The organism is Actinosynnema sp. NPDC050436 (assembly GCF_040655415.1).
Taxonomy (GTDB): domain Bacteria; phylum Actinomycetota; class Actinomycetes; order Mycobacteriales; family Pseudonocardiaceae; genus Actinosynnema.
Genome location: NZ_JBFAJV010000008.1, coordinates 24,517 through 41,479 on the forward strand (window position 1 = coordinate 24,517; position 16,963 = coordinate 41,479).

A 16,963-nucleotide genomic window follows, 5' to 3' on the forward strand; every position below is an offset into this window, starting at 1 on the left:
CCTCGGACGAGAGGAGCGGGCTGGTCACCCCACGGGTGTGCAGGCTTCCTCCGGGGGGCTGGGAACCCGGGTCAGCCGCCGGCGTGCCGGGCCCACTCGCGGTAGAAGCCCTCGACGTGCCGGGTGACGCGGTTGGCCGCCGTGTCGCCGTCGCCCGCGCGGACGGCTCGCAGCACGGCCCGGTGCTCGCGGCGCAGGCGGGTGGCGGTGCGCGGCCAGTCCGGCAGCGCGGCGACGGCGTCCAGCACGGTGGTGTGGATCGCGTCGCGCAGCGCGGCCATCACGGCGGTGTTGACCGCGTTGCCCGCCGCCGCCGTGAGTGCCACGTGGAAGTCGGCGTCGAGCTGGTGGAACGCGTCGGCGTCCAGGTCCGGGTGGTCCATCCGGTCGAGCAGCGCGGCGGCGCGGTCGAGCTCGGCCGGGTCCGGGGCGAGGGCGGCGGCGCGGGCCGAGTGGCCCTCGATCATCACCCGGGTGCCGACCAGGTCGGCCAGCGGCAGCCGGCGGGTGGCCAGGTGCAGGCGCAGCGCGGTGCCCAGGCCGCCCGCCGGGTCGGCGATGACGGTCGTGCCCGCTGCCGGACCCGAGCCGACGCCGCTGCGCACCACGCCCAGGGCCTGGAGCACGCGGATCGCCTCGCGCACGGTGGGGCGGCTGAGCCCGAGCTGCTCGGCGAGCTGCCGTTCGGCGGGGAGCTGCCCGCCGACGCCCAGCCGGCCCGACGCGAGCTGGTCCTCCACGTGCCGCAGCACGGCCGCGTACCCGTCCACCGACGCCTCCTCCGTGTGGTCCGACCACAGCGCCGGCGTGGTCGGACCACACAGCCTAGGGTGGGGCGGTGAGAGTCGCGCTGTTCGTCACCTGCCTCGTGGACGGGCTGTTCCCCGACGTCGGCAAGGCCACCGTCGCGCTGCTGGAACGCCTGGGCCACGAGGTCGTCGTCCCGCGCGGGCAGACCTGCTGCGGCCAGATGCACGTCAACACCGGCTACGCCGGGCAGGCGCTGCCGATCGTGCGCAACCACGTGAAGGCGTTCGCGGACGCCGACGTCGTGGTCGCGCCGTCCGGGTCGTGCGCCGGGTCGATCCGCCACCAGCACGGCCACCTGGCCCGCGCGCACGGTGACGCCGGGCTCGGCGAGGAGGCCGACCGGGTCGCGCGGCGCACCTACGAGCTGTCCGAACTGCTGGTCGACGTGCTGGGCGTGACCGACGTCGGCGCGTACTTCCCGCACCGCGTCACCTACCACCCGACGTGCCACTCCCTGCGCGTGCTGGGCGTCGGCGACCGGCCGCTGCGGCTGCTGCGCGAGGTGCGCGGCATCGACCTGGTCGAACTGCCGTCCGCCGAGACGTGCTGCGGGTTCGGCGGCACGTTCGCGCTCAAGAACGCCGACACGTCCACCGCGATGCTCGCGGACAAGATGCGCGCGGTGCTCGACACCGGGGCGCGGGTGCTGACCGCCGGCGACTCGTCGTGCCTCATGCACATCGGCGGTGGGCTGAGCAGGCTGCGCGCCGGCGTCCGGCCGCTGCACCTGGCCCAGGTGCTGGCGAGCACCGCCGACCGGCCGGCAGCGGTGGCCCGGTGACGTTCCTGGGTATGCCCGCGCTCAGCGGCGAGCCGTTCCCGGTCGCCGCGCGTGCCGGCCTGCAGGACGCGCAACTGCGGCGCAACCTGGCCAAGGCCACGAGCACGATCCGCGCCAAGCGGGCCGGTGTGGTCGCGGAACTGCCCGACTGGGCCGAGCTGCGCGCCGCAGGGGCCGCGATCAAAGACGCCGTGCTGGCCGACCTGGGCACTCATCTGCTGCGGTTGGAGGCCAACCTGGTCGCTCGGGGCACCACCGTGCACTGGGCGCGGGACGCCGCCGAGGCGAGCCGGGTCGTCACCGACCTGGTCGCGGCCACCGGCAGCAACGAGGTGATCAAGGTCAAGTCCATGGCCACGGCGGAGATCGGGCTCAACGACGCCCTGGCCGCCGCCGGCGTCAAGGCGATCGAGACCGACCTGGCCGAGCTGATCGTGCAGCTCGCCGACGACCGGCCCAGCCACATCCTGGTGCCCGCGATCCACAAGGGCCGCGCGGAGATCCGCGACCTGTTCCGCCGCGAGATGCCGGGAGTGGACCCGGACCTGACCGACGACCCGCGCGCGCTGGCCGAGGCGGCGCGGGAGTACCTGCGGCACAAGTTCACCACCGTGGACGTGGCGGTGTCGGGGGCGAACTTCGCGGTGGCCGACACCGGGTCGCTGGTCGTGGTCGAGTCCGAGGGCAACGGCCGGATGTGCCTGACCCTGCCGCGCACCCTGATCAGCGTGGTCGGCATCGAGAAGCTGGTGCCCGCGTGGCAGGACCTGGAGGTGTTCCTGCAACTGCTCCCCCGCTCGTCCACGGGCGAGCGGATGAACCCGTACACCTCGGTGTGGACCGGGCCGACCGAGGGGCAGACCGCGCACGTCGTGCTGGTGGACAACGGCCGCGCGGCCACCCTGTCCGACCCGCAGGGGCGGGCGGCGCTGCGCTGCATCCGGTGCTCGGCGTGCCTGAACTCGTGCCCGGTCTACGAGCGCACCGGCGGCCACGCCTACGGCTCGGTCTACCCCGGCCCGATCGGTGCGGTGCTCTCGCCGCAACTGACCGGCGTGGAGCACAACCGCACGCTGCCGTTCGCGTCGTCGCTGTGCGGCGTCTGTTACGACGTGTGCCCGGTCGCCATCGACATCCCGTCGATGCTGGTGCACCTGCGGGAGGAGGTGACCCGGGTGAACGGCCGCACCGCCGAGTCGGCCGCGATGCGCGCGGTGGCGTGGGCGATGTCGGACGCGGGCCGGTGGCGGCGGCTGCTGCGCGCGGGACGGCTGGGCCGCGCCCTGGGCCGCCGCCGCGACCGCATCGGCCGCCTGCCACCGCCGCTCTCGGCGTGGACCGACGCCCGGGATCTGCCCCGCCCGCCACGGCAGACGTTCAGCGACTGGTGGGAGTCCCGGTGACCGACGCCCGTGCCGAGATCCTGGCCCGCGTCCGCCGCGCGCTGGCCGACCGCCCGCCCGCGCCGGTCGTGCCCCGGGGCTACCGGCGCCCGAGCGGCCCGGGTGACGTCGACCTGTTCGCCGACCGCGTCCGCGACTACCGGGCCGAGGTGCGGGTGGTGCCGGCCGCCGACGTGCCGAGAACCGTCGCCGAGGCGCTGCGCTCGCGCGGTGCGACCGCCGTCGTGACGCCACCGGGCGTGCCGGGCGAGTGGGTGCCCGCGGCCGTGCGGACGTCGTCGTCGGAGACGGCCGACGCGGTGGTGACCGGCTGCCACGTCGCCGTCGCCGCGACCGGGACGATCGTGCTGGACCACGACGCCCCCGACCAGGGTGCCCGCGCCCTGACCCTGCTGCCCGACTACCACCTGGTGGTCGTGCCGCGCGACCGGATCGTGGCCGACGTGCCGGACGCGGTGGCCGCGCTGGCGGGCGTGCCGACCCAGACGTGGATCAGCGGACCGTCGGCCACCAGCGACATCGAGCTGGAACGCGTCGAAGGCGTCCACGGCCCGCGCACGCTGGTGGTCGTCGTCGCCCTCTGACGCCGATCCGATCGCCGCGCGCCTGCTCGACGTACCGAGTGCTTCCGCCGGGCGCTCAAGGTGGTCAGATCGGCTACGGCGTGGTCGCCGGCGCTTTCATGCCCATCCTGTTGTCCCTCAACGCTTCATACCTGGTCGTACCTGTCCTGTTGGCCGCAACCCTGCGGGGTGCCGCCCCGTCGGGACTGCTTGCCGACGTGGAACGCGTGCCGGCCGAGTTCGTCGGCGTCACGGACGGCTGCAAGGGCTGCTGGTGGCCGATGCTCAACGACGCGGTCAAGACGCTGGAAGCCATCGCGGTCCGGGTGGAGAACGCCGCGAACGACCCGGCAACGGGCGGCGGCCCCGCCTCCGCCGTGCGACCAGCGCCACCGCGACAGGCCGAGCCGGTCGACCCACCCACGATTCCGCCCGAACAGGTCGAACGCCTACGGCAAGAGCTGCCCCCTCCGGTCGTGCGCGGGGCCGGACAGAAGACCCACGGGCGGTGGATCGGCCCGGACGGCACCGTCCGAGAGATCGTCAGCGGCAACGATCCCCGTACCAGGCTGGTGAACCAACAGTTGGCCGCCAAGGGATGGGAGGACGGCACAGCCCGTGACTCCGATGTGGAGATGGAGTTGGCCGCCGACATGGCCGCGAACGGTGTCCGACACGCCACCGTGGTGATCAATAACGTGCCGTACAAGGGTCGCCTCGGGTGTGAAACCCTCGTTCCGGTCCTGCTGCCCGAGGGGTCCACACTCACCGTGTACGGGATCACCCCGACCGGCACCCGCACGCGCATTCGCTACACAGGAGGAGCTGCACCGTGGTGGCGCTAGAAGCGTGGTACGACGTGGACCACGACGAACCAGCGATGATCCACACGGCGGCCGATCTGGACCGCGTGCTGGACACCGTGGCCGGGTGGGAAGGCCGGGTCATCGTGGAGCTGTTCGTGGCCGATGATCCTCGCCGCGCCATCTTCGACGTGGGTGTCTACGGCCAAGGCGAACGCGGAGCGCTCTACTACGCCGGCCGGGGTGAGAAGTGGTTCAGCCGGGGCACCATGGCCGCCCCATCCACAGTCAGCCCGGCCGAACGCCTGTCGTACTACTACATGACCTCGGACACCGAATACCCGGGCGATTCCGAAATCCCGCTGGACGTGGTTCGCCGGGCTGCCCACGAGTACATGCGCACCGGGGGCGAACGTCCCACGTCCCCCACCTGGCAGGCCGCCCCGGACCGGCGGGTGTGAGCACCGGCTCGGCCACCGCACTGGAGACCGCTCTTCGAAGCCCGTCCGTCACGGGTGGATGACACCTGTCGGTGTTCGGATTGCTCGCCGTTCACCGCGTGCGACGGCCGGTTGCGGCAGGGCGGTGACGTTGTCACTCGGAACGGCGAAATCGGCGGTTTCGGCCTGGGGGTCGGCTGGTCGGCCGTGGCAGGGTCGGGCGGCGGACGGAGCACGGACCAGCGCGGGTCGGGAGGTGGCGGCATGAACCGGCACACCAGCGAGGAACTGCAGCTCGGGCCGAGGAGCGCAATCACGGACCCCACCTGGGCCGACCCGCCGACCCCCGTCGACGCCGCCGAGTCGACCGGTCGGCGGCCCGCCCACGCCACCACCACGCCGGCGCTGGGCAGCCCGGTGGTTGCCGTTCCTGTCCGTACCGCGCCGGAACCCCGCCCGCCGGCGGCTGACGAGCGGGTGCCTGCGGAGACCCCGACGTCTGCGAATGGTGAAGTGCCGACAGTCGACGACCGGGTGTCCGCGGAAGATGTGTTGGACGGTCGGGAGTTCGCCATTCCCGCCGAAGGGCTCACCGCGCAGGAGCGCAAGCGGGCGCTCAACGCGTTGGAGACCTACCTGGTCGGCAAGCACGAGCACATGGTCGGCTTCCAGGGCAACCAGGACACCGGCCGCGCTCATGCGGATCTCGCGCGGTTCCTGGAGTTCCACCTCAACAACGTCGGCGACCCGTTCCAGCAGGGCCACTACAAGCCGAACACGAAGGTCGTGGAACGCGCGGTGCTCGACCGCTACGCCGAGCTGTGGCGCGCGCAGAGCCCGTACGACGCCGAGAACCCCGACAGCTACTGGGGTTACGTGCTCACGATGGGCTCCACCGAGGGCAACCTCTACGCGCTGTCCTCGGCCCGGGACTACCTGTCCGGCCGCAAGCTGATCGACCGGCCCTCGGGCGACACGGGATCGTCGTCGGAGATGGTGTTCGTGCAGGCCGCTCCGCCCGTGGCCACCACGCCGGCGGAGCAGGCGGCGACGTCCCGGGTCGGCGAGGCGGCACCCGATCCGCGCAACGCCTACCGACCGGTCGCCTTCTACTCCGAGGACACCCACTACTCGGTGATCAAAGCCGTGCGGACGCTGGCGATCGACACGTTCGGCGCGGTCGGCACCGCCGAGTACCCGCAGTCGTGCCCGATCGGCGACCGGTGGCCGATGGAGGTGCCGTCCAAGGGCGGCGCGGACGGCAGCGGGGAGATCGACGTGGACAAGCTGGAGGCGCTGGTCCGGTTCTTCGCCGAGCGCGGGCACCCGGTGCTGCTGCTGCTCAACTTCGGCACCACGTTCAAGGGTGCCTACGACAACGTCGAGAAGGTCGCCGCCCGCCTGGTGCCGCTGTTCCGGGAGCACGGCCTGCTGGAGCGCGAGATCGAGTTCGAACCGGGGCACACCGACCGCCGGCGCGGGTTCTGGGTGCACGTCGACGGCGCGCTGGGCGCCGGGATCATGCCGTTCCTGCGGTACGCGGCCGAGGAGGACCCGCGCAGCGAGCTGGCCGTCGCGCTGCGCCGGGAGATCAAGGGCAAGGTGCCCGAGTTCGACTTCGGGCTGCGGGTCGAGGGCGTGGACGTGGTCGGCTCGGTGGTGATGAGCGGGCACAAGTGGGCCGGGTCGCCGTTCCCGTGCGGGGTGTTCATGACCAAGAACAAGTTCCGGGTGGAGCCGTCGGCCACGCCCGCCTACACCGGGTCGCCGGACACCACGTTCGCCGGGTCGCGCAACGGCCTGTCGCCGCTGGTGCTGTGGAACCACCTGGCGGCCAAGTCGGTTCGGGAGCACGCGGCCGACGCGGTGCGGGCGCTGCGCACGACCCGGTACCTGGAGAGTTCGCTGCGCGAGCTGGAGGACCGGCTGGACCGCGAGGACCGGCTGCCCGAGGGCGGCCTGCACGTGGACCGCAGCCCGATGGCGCTCACCGTCCGCTTCCGCAGGCCGAGCGACCGGGTCGTCGCCAAGTGGTCGCTGTCGTGCCAGCCGATGCGCACCAACGCGGGCGAGCTGCGGCACTACGCGCACGTGTTCGCCATGCCGTCGGTGACCGAGGAGAAGGTGGACCTGTTCATCGAGGACCTGTTCGCCGAGGGCGCGTTCGACCGCCCGGACCCCGTCGAAGCGCCGCGACCGGCGACGGCCGCGTCGGCGTTCGCCGCCGACGTGCAGCCCCTCGCCCTGGTCCCCACCACGGGTCGCGGTTTCCAGTGAGGGCCGCCGCCCGCCGGAGCGCAGTCCGGCGGGCGGCGGCCCGGGTGCTCACGGGCGGGCGGCGACCGCCTCCACCTCGAACCGCATCTCCGGCAGCGCGAGCGCGGCCACGCCGACCAGGGACTGGGCGGGCGGCTTGCGGCCCCAGATCTCGGCCACCGAGCGCAGCCAGATGTCGAGCTTCTCCGCGTCGTGGTCCACGATGAAGCTGCCCAGGCGGACCACGTGGGCGTAGTCGAGGCCGACGGCGCGCAGCGCGGTGCGCAGGTTGGCCAGCGCCTGGCGGACCTGCTCGGCGAAGTCGTCGGACGTGACCTGCCCGTCCGGGCCCGACGCGTACTGACCGGAGATGAAGACCAGGTCGCCGGACGTGGTGACGACGTGGCTGTAGGCGTGGTCGAGCGGGTCGTGCAGGCCGTCGGGGTTGACGATCTCGTGCGGCATTCGGAGTTCCTCCGGGTCGGGGTGGCGGCGCGGGTCGGCGCCCGGTCCACGGCCGTCGCCCGCCCGCGCACTGCCGATCTTCGCCGTCCAGGCCGGCGCCGCAGCGGACGGGCGTTCGGCGTGCGCGGGTCAGCGCCAGCCGTCACCGTGGAACTGTGCTCCCGACCACCGCAGGTCGCAAACGGTTATCCCACGTCGTATAGTCCGCGTGGAATAATCGGAGTGGGCACGGAAGGCGGGCGGATGGCGGCGGCCAAGTTGACGCCACTGGGGATCGCGGTGCTGGAGCTGCTGCACGAGCGGCCCATGCACCCCTACGAGATGGCGCAGCTGATGCGCGAGCGGTACGTGGACACGCGGGTCAAGCTGCGGGCCGGGTCGCTCTACCACACCGTCGAACGCCTCCAGGACAACGGCTACCTCGAAGTGGTCGACACCCAGCGCGCCGGCCGCCGCCCCGAGCGCACGGTGTACGGGATGACCGCAGCCGGGCGCGACGCGTTCGAGCAGCGCGGCCGGGAACTGCTCGGCGACGTCGTGCAGGAGTACCCGGCCTACCTCAGCGGGCTGGCCGTCGTGGACGAGCTGGGCCGCGAGATCGCGCTGCTCGAACTGGAGCACCGGGTGCTGAAGCTGCGCGCGCAGATCGCGTCGGACCGGACCGTGCTCGCCGGGCTGGAGCAGGACGGCACGCCCGAGGTGTACTGGCTGGACTGGCGGTACGCCACCGCGCAGCGCGCGTTCGAGCTGGCGTGGACCGAGCAGCTCATCGACGACCTGCGCTCCGGCCGCATCCCGTTCCAGGACCACGAGCCCACGCTCAGCCTCGTCAAGGAAAACCATGAACGCAAGACAAGCTAACCCGTGGGCGGCGCTCGGCGCGCTGTGCCTGGGCTTCTTCATGATCCTGCTGGACACGACGATCGTGTCCATCGCGATCCCCGACATGCTGCGCGAGCTGGACGCCGGGCTGAACTCGGTGGTGTGGGTGATCAGCGTCTACCTGCTGACCTACGCCGTGCCGATGCTGTTCACCAGCCGCCTGGGCGACCGGTTCGGCCCCAAGCGGGTGTTCCTGGCCGGCCTGCTCGTGTTCACCGCGTCGTCGCTGTGGTGCGGCCTGGCCGGCGACGTCGAGATGCTCATCGCCGCCCGCGCGGTGCAGGGCCTCGGTGCCGCGCTGATGACGCCGCAGACGCTGGCGTTCATCACGCACCTGTTCCCGCCCGCCAAGCGCGGCGCGGCCATGGGCATGTGGGGCGGTGTCGCCGGGCTGGCCACGATCACCGGGCCGCTGCTCGGCGGCGTGCTGGTCGACCACCTCGGCTGGGAGTGGATCTTCTTCGTCAACGTGCCGATCGGCGTCGTCGCCATCGTGCTGACCGTGCTGCTGGTGCCCGACTGGCAGCCGCGCCACTCGCACTCGTTCGACGTGCTCGGCATCGTGCTGTCGGCGGCGGGGCTGTTCTGCGTGGTGTTCGGCGTGCAGAACGGCGAGCACTTCGACTGGGGCACGGTCACCGGGGGCATCACGATCTTCGAGATCATCGGCGCGGGCGTGGTGCTGCTGGTGGCGTTCGTGCTGTGGCAGCGCTACAACCGGCGCGAGCCGCTCATGCCGCTGGCGGTGTTCGGCAACCGGAACTTCTCGGCGGGCACGCTCACCGCCGCCACCGTCGGTTTCACCATGACCGGCATGTTCCTGCCGCTGATCATCTACATCCAGACCGTGCTGGGGCTCAGCCCGACCATGGCCGGCCTGCTGACCGCGCCGATGTCGCTGGTCTCGGGCGTGGTCGCGCCGTTCGTCGGGCGGGCGTCCGACCGGGTGGACGGCCGCTACCTGGTGATGGGCGGGCTGGCCGCGCTCGCGCTGGGCATGGGGATCATCGCGCTGCAGGCCCGGCCGGACAGCAACCCGTGGACGTTCATCCCGGCGCTGCTGGTGTGCGGCCTGGGCATCGGCTGCATCTTCTCGCCGATGAGCAACCTGACGATGAACGGGGTGGAGCCCAAGCTCGCGGGCACCGCGTCGGGCATCTTCAACACCTCGCGGCAGGTCGGCGGCGTGCTGGGCAGCGCGGCGATCGGCGTGCTGTTGCAGGCGCGGATCAGCACGTCGGTCACGCACGAGGCGACCGAGGCGGCGGCGCAGCTGCCCGAGCAGTACCGGGTGCCGTTCGTCCGGGCCATCGCGGACGCGGCGGCGGGTGCCGGCGAGTTCGGCTCCGGCACCGGCCAGGCCGCGATCCCCGGCCTGCCGCCGGACCTGGCGGCGCAGGCCGGGCGGCTGGCGTCCGGTGCGGTCCAGGCCGGGCTGACCGACGCCGCGCGGGTCACGCTCGTCCTGCCGATCGCGGTGCTGCTGCTCGGCCTGGTGTCGGCGGCGATGCTGCGCCGGGTGACGCCCCGCCCGGGGGTCGCGGCGCGGACGTGAGACCGGGGTCCCGCCGCACCGCCGGCGGGACCCCGCTCGCCGGATCCCGGCGGACGGGTCGATCATGGGTGGATGACCACGACCTTCGACCCCCGCGCCCTGCTCGCCGCGAGCCGCCTGGGCGTGCTGGCCACGATCAAGGCGGACGGGCGTCCGCAGCTCTCCCCCGTGACCCCGTTCTACGACCGCGAGGCGGGCGTCATCCTCGTCTCGACCCGGGACGGCCTGGCCAAGACGGCGAACCTGCGCCGCGACCCGCGCACCGCGCTGGAGGTGACCAGCGGCGACGGCAGGGCGTGGGCCACCGCCGAGGGCACGGCGACCCTGACCGGCCCGGCCACCGACCCGCACGGCCCCGAGGTCGACGCCCTGGTGGCCTACTACCGCGCCGCCGCCGGCGAGCACCCGGACTGGGACGAGTACCGGTCGGTGATGGTCTCCGACCGCCGCGTCCTGATCACCATCACCGTCGAGCACGTCTACGGCGCGGACATCGGCTGACCACTCCCCCGCCCCGGCACACCGGTCAGGTCCTGACCGGTGTGCCGGCCCGGGGACGCGCGAGGTCGAGCAGGGCCACCGGGTCGCCCACGGTGATCCGGCCGGGGAGCACGACCGTGGCGTAGACGCCCAGCGTCATGTCGTTGCGCGTGGCGATGGCACGCAGGACGGCGGGGTCGCGGTGGGCGGTGTCGGGGTCGACCGACACCACGCCGCACCGCCGGTCCTCGCGGTCGATGCGCAGGACCGCCTCTCCGACCGCCACCGTCGCGCCGACCCACTCGTCCTCGGCGAACCCGCTTCCAGCACCGGTGTCGACCAGCACGTTGGGGCGGAACCGCCGTTCGTCGGCCGCGCCGACCGCCGCCGCGCTCTGCGCGGTGAGCAGTGACACGGGTGCGGAGTCGAACGCGCCCCGGTCCAGCTTCATCGGCCGGCCGCCGAGTTCGGCCGCCAGTGCCGGGTCGGTCACGTCGAACTCCGCGCCCGAGGGCGTGCGCACGACCACCGAGCGGCCGGTCGGCCTCGGCCGGTAGAGCACCAGTTCCGGGCGTTGTCGCAGGGTCAGCCACGGGAAGCCGCTGCGCGCCTGGCCCTCCCGCAGGAAACCCCAGCGGCGGTCCTCCGCGAGGCCGTGCCACGCCACGTCGGCGTGCTCCAGCGCCTCACCCGCCATCGACTTGACCGGGTACCGGTGCAGTGCGGCGACCCGACCGACCACAGTGGACAGCGACACCACGCGCCTCCTGGTGACGGAGGCGCCCTTCGTACCGGGTAGCGGGGTCGAGCGTGGCGGACACCCGTCCGTCGCAGCGCCTCTCGACCCCGTCCGGATGCTGGCACAGGCGGGTGGATCCGGTCAACCTCCCGGGCCGCGTGCGGACCGCGCCCCTGGTTCGGCCCCCGGCACGGAAATGTCGGACACCGAGGCTCCACTGTGGAGTCCAGGCGGCCGTGAAATTCCGTTGAGAGAAGGGAGTTCGAGCGGCCTGGATCACAGTTCCCAACTGTTGAGAGGAGGTCCGAACCACTTCCGGCCGCTTTAAGGTGAGCGCCACTCACCCGTTCCGCGAAGTCAGGTAGTCGTGCCCGAATCACCCCCCGCCCCGGCCCTCCGGTCGTCCTGGTCCGCCATCCGCTCGATGCTGCGCCGCGACCGCTGGGCGCTCGCCGGCGCGGTCACCATCGCGCTGCTGGCGCTGCTCGCCGTCGGCGCGGACCTGTGGACCGCCATCGAGGGCCAGGACCCCTACACCTACCGCACCGAGGCGCTCGACCCGGCGACCGGCGCACCCGCCGGGCCGCTGGGCGGCGTGAGCGGCGCGCACTGGTTCGGCGTCGAGCCGCTGACCGGCCGCGACCTGTTCGCGGTCGTCGCGCACGGCGCGCGCACGTCGTTCCTGATCGGCTTGGCGGCGACCGCGCTGTCGGTGCTGCTCGGCGTGCTGCTCGGCGCGACGGCCGGCTACCTCGGCGGCGCGCCGGACCGGGTGGTGATGTGGACCGCCGACGTCATCCTGGGCTTCCCGTACCTGGTGTTCATGATCGCGCTGGCGGCCGTGGTGCCCGGCGAGGTGCCGCGACCGCTGCTGCTGGTCGTGGTCATCGGGTTCTTCGGGTGGCCGTCGATCGCCCGGATCGTGCGCTCCCAGACGCTGACCCTGCGCCGCCGGGGTTTCGTCTCGGCCGCGCGGTCGCTGGGCGCGGGCCCGGCGCACGTGTTCCGGCACGAGCTGCTGCCCAACCTGTGGGGCCCGATCATCGTGGTGTCGACGCTGTCCATCCCCGGCAAGATCGGGCTGGAGGCCGCGCTGTCGTTCCTCGGCCTGGGCATCCCGCCGCCCACGCCGAGCTGGGGCCGCGCGATCAGCGCCGCCATCGACTGGGTGGCCACCGACCCGATGTTCCTGGTGTTCCCCGGCGCGGCGCTGTTCCTGGCCACCTGGTCGTTCACCGTGCTCGGCGACGGCCTGCGCGACGCCCTCGACCCCCGCACGGCGGTGCTGCGCTGATGGGCACCCTCAAGTTCGTCGGCACCCGGCTCGCCGGGGCCGTGCTGGTGCTGTTCCTGGTGGCCCTGAGCACCTACGCGGTGTTCTACCTGGTGCCCGCCGACCCGGCGATCCAGGCGTGCGGCCGGCCGTGCACCGACCAGAACCTGGCGCTGGCCCGCGAGTTCATGGGCTACGGCGACCCGTGGTGGCGGCAGTTCCTGGACTTCGCGGGCGGTTTGTTCACCGGGCGCGTGTTCGGGTCCGGGCCGACCGCGATCCGTTGCGAGGCCCCGTGCTTCGGCTACTCGTTCGCGCAGAACACCGAGGTGCTCGCGCTGATCGGCGAACGCCTGCCGGTGACCGCCTCGCTGGCGGTCGGCGCGGCGGTGCTGTGGCTGGTCACCGGGGTCGGCGCGGGCGTGGTCGCGGCGTTGCGCCGGGGCACGGCGTGGGACCGGGTCGCGCTGGCGTCGTCGGTGGCGGGCGTGTCCGCGCCGGTCTACCTGGTCGGGCTGCTGGGCATCCTGCTGTTCGGGTTCACGCTCGACGTGGTGCCGGTGGGCGGGTACGTGCCGTTCACCACCAGTCCCGTGGACTGGGCGTGGCGGCTGGCGCTGCCGTGGGCCGTGCTCGCCTTCTCGCACGCCGCCGTCTACACCCGGCTGACCCGCGCGCAGATGCTCGACACGCTCGGCGAGGACTACATCCGCACCGCGCGCGCCAAGGGCCTCACCGAGACCGAGGTCGTCGGCAAGCACGCGCTGCGCAACGTCCTGCTGCCGGTCGTCACGGTGTTCGGCGTCGACCTGGGCACGCTGCTGGGCGGCGCGGTGATCACCGAGCGGGTGTTCGGCCTGCCCGGCCTGGGCGGGCTGCTGATCGAGGCGGTCGGCCAGCGGGACCTGCCGCTGCTGCTGGGCTGCACGCTGTTCGCCGCCTTCCTCGTCGTCACGGCCAACGTCGTGGTCGACCTCTGCTACGGCGCGCTCGACCCCCGCGCGCGCCTCGCCTGACCCAGCCCCACCCCAGCCCACACCGACCCCAGCCCCACACCGACCCCGGTCCCACGAGGGCCGGACCGCGAAGAGACCCCGAGGAGACGACGGAGATGACCAGAAGTCGCTTGGCCGTGGCAGCCGCGTTGGCGGGCGCACTGGCCGTGACCGCCTGCGGCGCCAACGAGCAGCCGCAGGGCGGCGGGCAGGCCACCGCGACCCGGGGCGGCACGCTGCGCGTCCTGACCGAGGGGCAGACGGTCAACTTCGACCCGGCCAAGAGCGGCAGCCTCGCGGTCACCTCGCTGGCCCTGGTGCACCGCAGGCTGACCGCGTGGCACAACAAGCCGGGCGAGCAGGCCGGGGTCGTGCCCGACCTGGCCGACGTCGGCAAAACCGATGACGGCGGCCGGACCTGGACGTTCACCCTCCAGGAAGGCGTGAAGTTCAGCGACGGCACGCCGATCACCTCCGCCGACGTCAAGTGGGGCGTCGAGCGGTCGTTCTCGCCCGCGTTCTCCGGCGGCCTGGGCTACCACAAGCAGTTGCTCGAAGGCGGCGCGGACTACCGGGGGCCGTTCGAGGGCGCGGAGCTCAAGGGCGTGGAGACGCCGGACTCCCGGACCGTGCGGTTCCGCCTGGTCCGGCCCTACGGCGACTGGCCGTGGGTGGTCAGCACGCCCGCCTTCGCCCCGGTGCCCCGGGGCAAGGGCGCGGAACCGGACTACGCGGAGCACCCGGTGGCCTCCGGCCCCTACCAGCTCGCCAAGTACCAGAAGGGCGTCGAGGCGAAGCTGACCCGCAACCCGCACTGGGACCAGAAGACCGACCAGGTGCGCGCGGGCCTGCCGGACGAGGTGGTCTTCCAGCTCGGGCAGGACGCGTCGGTGGTCTCCCAGCGGCTCACCGCCGACTCCGGCGACGACAAGTCCGCGTTCGGCGCGTCGTTCGTGTCGGCCGCGCAGCTCGCCCAGCTCAGCGGCAACCCGTCGGCCAAGCAGCGGGTCGTGACCTCGAAGTCCGGCGCGCTGGCCTACCTCGCCCTCAACACCGAGAAGGCACCGCTGGACAACCCGAAGGTGCGCGAGGCGTTCCAGTACGCGGTCGACAAGACCTCGTTCCAGATCGCCTCCGCCGGCACCGCCCAGCTCGCCGGCGACGTCGCCACCACGCTGATCACCGAGGGCATCACCGGGCGGAAGAAGTTCGACCTGTTCCCGACACCGCCGGCGGGCGACCCGGAGAAAGCGAAGAGGTTGCTGGCCGAGGCCGGGTTCCCCGACGGCCTGCCGACCCTGGACTTCCTGGTCACCAAGACCAACAACGCCCCGGAGAAAGCACAGGCGCTCCAGGCGTCGCTGGCCCGCGCGGGCATCAAGACCACCATCCGGACGCTGGACGGCGACGCCTACACCGAGGAGACCAGCGTCTCCCCGACCGCCGAGTTCGACCTCACCCTGGCATCCTGGCAGCCCGACTTCCCCAGCGCCAACGCCAACATCCAGCCGCTGTTCGCCTCCTCCGAGATCGGCGGCGGAGGGTACAACCTGTCCCGCTACCGCAACCCCGAGGTCGACCGGCTGATCGACGCCGCCCAGGCCACCGTCGACCCGGCCGAGGCCGGCGCCAAGTGGGCGGCGATCGACGAGCTGGTGCTGCGGGACTCGCCGGTCGTGCCGCTGATCTACACCCGCAACTCGTTCCTGCACGGGTCGAAGGTGGCCGGGCTGTTCATCGCCGACTTCCCCGCCTACCCGAACTACCTCCAGGTCGGTCTCACCCCGTGAGCGGACCGCTGCTGGCCCTGCGCGACGTCACGGTGGCCTTCGGCGGCCGGGACCGGCCGGCGGTCCGGGGCGTCACGCTGTCCCTGGCCGCCGGCGAGGTCCTCGCCGTGGTGGGCGAGTCCGGCTCCGGCAAGACCGTGACGGCCATGTCGCTGCTGCGGCTGCTGCCCGACACCGCCGTGCTGTCCGGCAGCGCCCACCTGGCCGGGCAGGACCTCTACGCGATGGGCGCCGCCGAGCTGCGGGCCGTGCGCGGCGGCCGGGTCGGCGTCGTGTTCCAGGAGCCGATGAGCGCGCTGAACCCCGTGTTCACCATCGGCGACCAGCTCGTGGAGGCGGTGCGGGCGCACCGGCCGTGGAGCCGGTCGCGCGCCCGGCGGCGCGCGGTCGAGCTGCTGGAGCTGGTCGGCCTGCCCGACGCCGAGCAGCGGCTGCGGGCCTACCCGCACGAGCTGTCCGGCGGGCAGTTGCAGCGCGTGGTCATCGCCATGGCCGTGGCGTGCGAACCCGCGCTGCTCATCGCCGACGAGCCGACCACCGCCCTGGACGTGACCGTGCAGGCCGAGATCATCGACCTGCTGCGCGACCTGCGCGACCGGCTCGACGTCGCCATCCTGCTGATCACGCACGACATGGGCGTGGTCGCGGGCCTGGCCGACCGGGTCGCGGTGATGAAGGACGGCGAGGTGGTCGAGCAGGGCGAGGTGACGGCCCTGTTCGCGCGGCCGGAGCACCCCTACACGCGGCAGTTGTTGTCCGCCGTGGTGTCGCTGAGCCCGCCGGACGAGGCCGTGGTGTCCGCGCTGCCGCCGGCCGAGCCGTCGCCGGGGGCCGCGCTGGTGGTGGACGACGTGACGGTGGTCTACGGCGGGCGGTTCGGGCTGTCCGAGGTGCGCGCCCTGGACCGGGTGAGCCTGCACGTCGAGCCCGGCGAGGTGCTCGGGCTGGTCGGCGAGTCGGGGTCCGGCAAGAGCACCCTCGCGTCGCTGGTCGCCGGCCTGCGCTCCCCCACGTCCGGCCGGGTCGTGGTGGCGGGGCGGGACCTGGCGGGGTTGCGGCGCTCCGCGCGGCGCGCCGCGCGCGGCCGGGTCGGGATCGTGTTCCAGGACCCGACGTCGTCGCTCAACCCGCGTGCCACGATCGCCCGCTCCATCGCCGAGCCGCTGCTGCTGCACCCCCGGGACGGGGACCCGGACGACCGGGTGGACGAGCTGCTGGAGCTGGTGCAGCTCGACGTGTCCCTGCGGTCGCGCTACCCGCACGAGCTGTCCGGTGGGCAGCGCCAGCGGGTCGGCATCGCCCGCGCGCTGGTGCTGGACCCGGCGCTGCTGATCGCCGACGAGCCGACCAGCGCGCTGGACGTGTCGGTCCAGGCCCGGGTGCTGGACCTGTTCCGGTCGTTGCAGCGCAGGCTGGGCTTCGCGTGCCTGTTCATCAGCCACGACCTGGCGGTGGTGGAGCGGCTGGCGGACCGCGTCGCCGTGCTGCGGGACGGGCGGGTCGTGGAGCAGGGCCGGGCGGCCGACGTGCTGACCCGGCCGCAGCACCCGTACACGACCAGGTTGGTCGCCGCCGCGCCGGTCGCCGACCCGGTGGTGCAGCGGGAACGCCACGCGCGGTGGCGGGCGATCGCCGGCTAGGAGCCTGCGGACGCGGTGGCCCGGGGTGCCGGGCCACCGCGTGTCACCCGGCAGACGTCACCGGATCGGAGTCACCGGCGCGACGTCG

Annotated in this window: 16 protein-coding genes; 13 read left to right on the forward strand and 3 right to left on the reverse strand. The window is 73.2% G+C overall.

Features of this window, described 5'->3' with window-relative positions:
• Positions 1–71: 71 nt before the first annotated feature.
• Positions 72–770, reverse strand: a complete 699-nt coding sequence (locus AB0I60_RS20225; protein ID WP_360731904.1) for an FCD domain-containing protein — start codon at positions 768–770, stop codon at positions 72–74.
• Positions 771–838: 68 nt separating this feature from the next.
• On the opposite strand from AB0I60_RS20225, the gene AB0I60_RS20230 reads away from it, so the two are divergent.
• The 6 genes from AB0I60_RS20230 (at position 839) to AB0I60_RS20255 (ending at position 7,077) form a co-directional block, all read left to right on the forward strand.
• Positions 839–1,591, forward strand: coding sequence for a (Fe-S)-binding protein (locus tag AB0I60_RS20230; protein WP_360731905.1), 753 nt, complete (start codon positions 839–841; stop codon positions 1,589–1,591).
• Positions 1,592–1,602: 11 nt separating this feature from the next.
• Entirely contained in the window at positions 1,603–2,994 is a 1,392-nt protein-coding gene (locus AB0I60_RS20235; RefSeq protein WP_360732309.1) for a lactate utilization protein B, read from the forward strand.
• Positions 2,991–3,578 (forward strand): LUD domain-containing protein, encoded by a 588-nt coding sequence (locus AB0I60_RS20240; protein WP_360731907.1) that lies wholly within the window; start codon positions 2,991–2,993, stop codon positions 3,576–3,578. The genes AB0I60_RS20235 and AB0I60_RS20240 overlap by 4 nt, the downstream gene beginning before the upstream one ends.
• A 98-nt stretch (positions 3,579–3,676) precedes the next feature.
• A complete protein-coding gene (locus AB0I60_RS20245) occupies positions 3,677–4,402 on the forward strand; it encodes a DddA-like double-stranded DNA deaminase toxin (RefSeq protein ID WP_360731908.1) in 726 nt (241 codons plus the stop codon).
• Complete coding sequence (locus tag AB0I60_RS20250; protein ID WP_360731909.1) at positions 4,390–4,821, forward strand: Imm1 family immunity protein; 432 nt, start codon at positions 4,390–4,392, stop codon at positions 4,819–4,821. The genes AB0I60_RS20245 and AB0I60_RS20250 overlap by 13 nt, the downstream gene beginning before the upstream one ends.
• Before the next feature lie 513 nt (positions 4,822–5,334).
• Positions 5,335–7,077, forward strand: coding sequence for a hypothetical protein (locus tag AB0I60_RS20255; RefSeq protein WP_360731911.1), 1,743 nt, complete (start codon positions 5,335–5,337; stop codon positions 7,075–7,077).
• Positions 7,078–7,125: 48 nt separating this feature from the next.
• On the opposite strand, the gene AB0I60_RS20260 is transcribed toward AB0I60_RS20255, so the two are convergent.
• On the reverse strand, positions 7,126–7,521 hold the full coding sequence (locus AB0I60_RS20260; RefSeq protein ID WP_360731912.1) for a RidA family protein: 396 nt from the start codon (positions 7,519–7,521) through the stop codon (positions 7,126–7,128).
• Positions 7,522–7,764: 243 nt separating this feature from the next.
• Here AB0I60_RS20260 and AB0I60_RS20265 point away from each other — a divergent pair, with 243 nt between their 5' ends.
• From AB0I60_RS20265 to AB0I60_RS20275, 3 genes are all read left to right on the forward strand, one after another.
• Entirely contained in the window at positions 7,765–8,382 is a 618-nt protein-coding gene (locus AB0I60_RS20265; protein WP_360732311.1) for a helix-turn-helix transcriptional regulator, read from the forward strand.
• Positions 8,363–9,958 (forward strand): DHA2 family efflux MFS transporter permease subunit, encoded by a 1,596-nt coding sequence (locus tag AB0I60_RS20270; RefSeq protein WP_360731913.1) that lies wholly within the window; start codon positions 8,363–8,365, stop codon positions 9,956–9,958. Before AB0I60_RS20265 ends, AB0I60_RS20270 begins: the two co-directional genes overlap by 20 nt.
• 72 nt (positions 9,959–10,030) lie before the next feature.
• A complete protein-coding gene (locus AB0I60_RS20275; protein WP_360731914.1) occupies positions 10,031–10,459 on the forward strand; it encodes a PPOX class F420-dependent oxidoreductase in 429 nt (142 codons plus the stop codon).
• A 25-nt stretch (positions 10,460–10,484) separates the two neighbouring features.
• Here the strand turns inward: AB0I60_RS20275 and AB0I60_RS20280 are convergent, their stop codons facing one another.
• Positions 10,485–11,195 (reverse strand): MOSC N-terminal beta barrel domain-containing protein, encoded by a 711-nt coding sequence (locus AB0I60_RS20280; RefSeq protein ID WP_360731915.1) that lies wholly within the window; start codon positions 11,193–11,195, stop codon positions 10,485–10,487.
• Positions 11,196–11,601: 406 nt separating this feature from the next.
• On the opposite strand from AB0I60_RS20280, the gene AB0I60_RS20285 reads away from it, so the two are divergent.
• From AB0I60_RS20285 to AB0I60_RS20300, 4 genes are all read left to right on the forward strand, one after another.
• Complete coding sequence (locus tag AB0I60_RS20285) at positions 11,602–12,471, forward strand: ABC transporter permease (protein ID WP_360732313.1); 870 nt, start codon at positions 11,602–11,604, stop codon at positions 12,469–12,471.
• Positions 12,471–13,466, forward strand: coding sequence for an ABC transporter permease (locus AB0I60_RS20290; protein ID WP_360731916.1), 996 nt, complete (start codon positions 12,471–12,473; stop codon positions 13,464–13,466). The genes AB0I60_RS20285 and AB0I60_RS20290 overlap by 1 nt, the downstream gene beginning before the upstream one ends.
• Before the next feature lie 95 nt (positions 13,467–13,561).
• Positions 13,562–15,235 (forward strand): ABC transporter substrate-binding protein, encoded by a 1,674-nt coding sequence (locus tag AB0I60_RS20295; protein WP_360731917.1) that lies wholly within the window; start codon positions 13,562–13,564, stop codon positions 15,233–15,235.
• Entirely contained in the window at positions 15,232–16,875 is a 1,644-nt protein-coding gene (locus AB0I60_RS20300) for an ABC transporter ATP-binding protein (RefSeq protein ID WP_360731918.1), read from the forward strand. Before AB0I60_RS20295 ends, AB0I60_RS20300 begins: the two co-directional genes overlap by 4 nt.
• Positions 16,876–16,963: the final 88 nt, after the last annotated feature.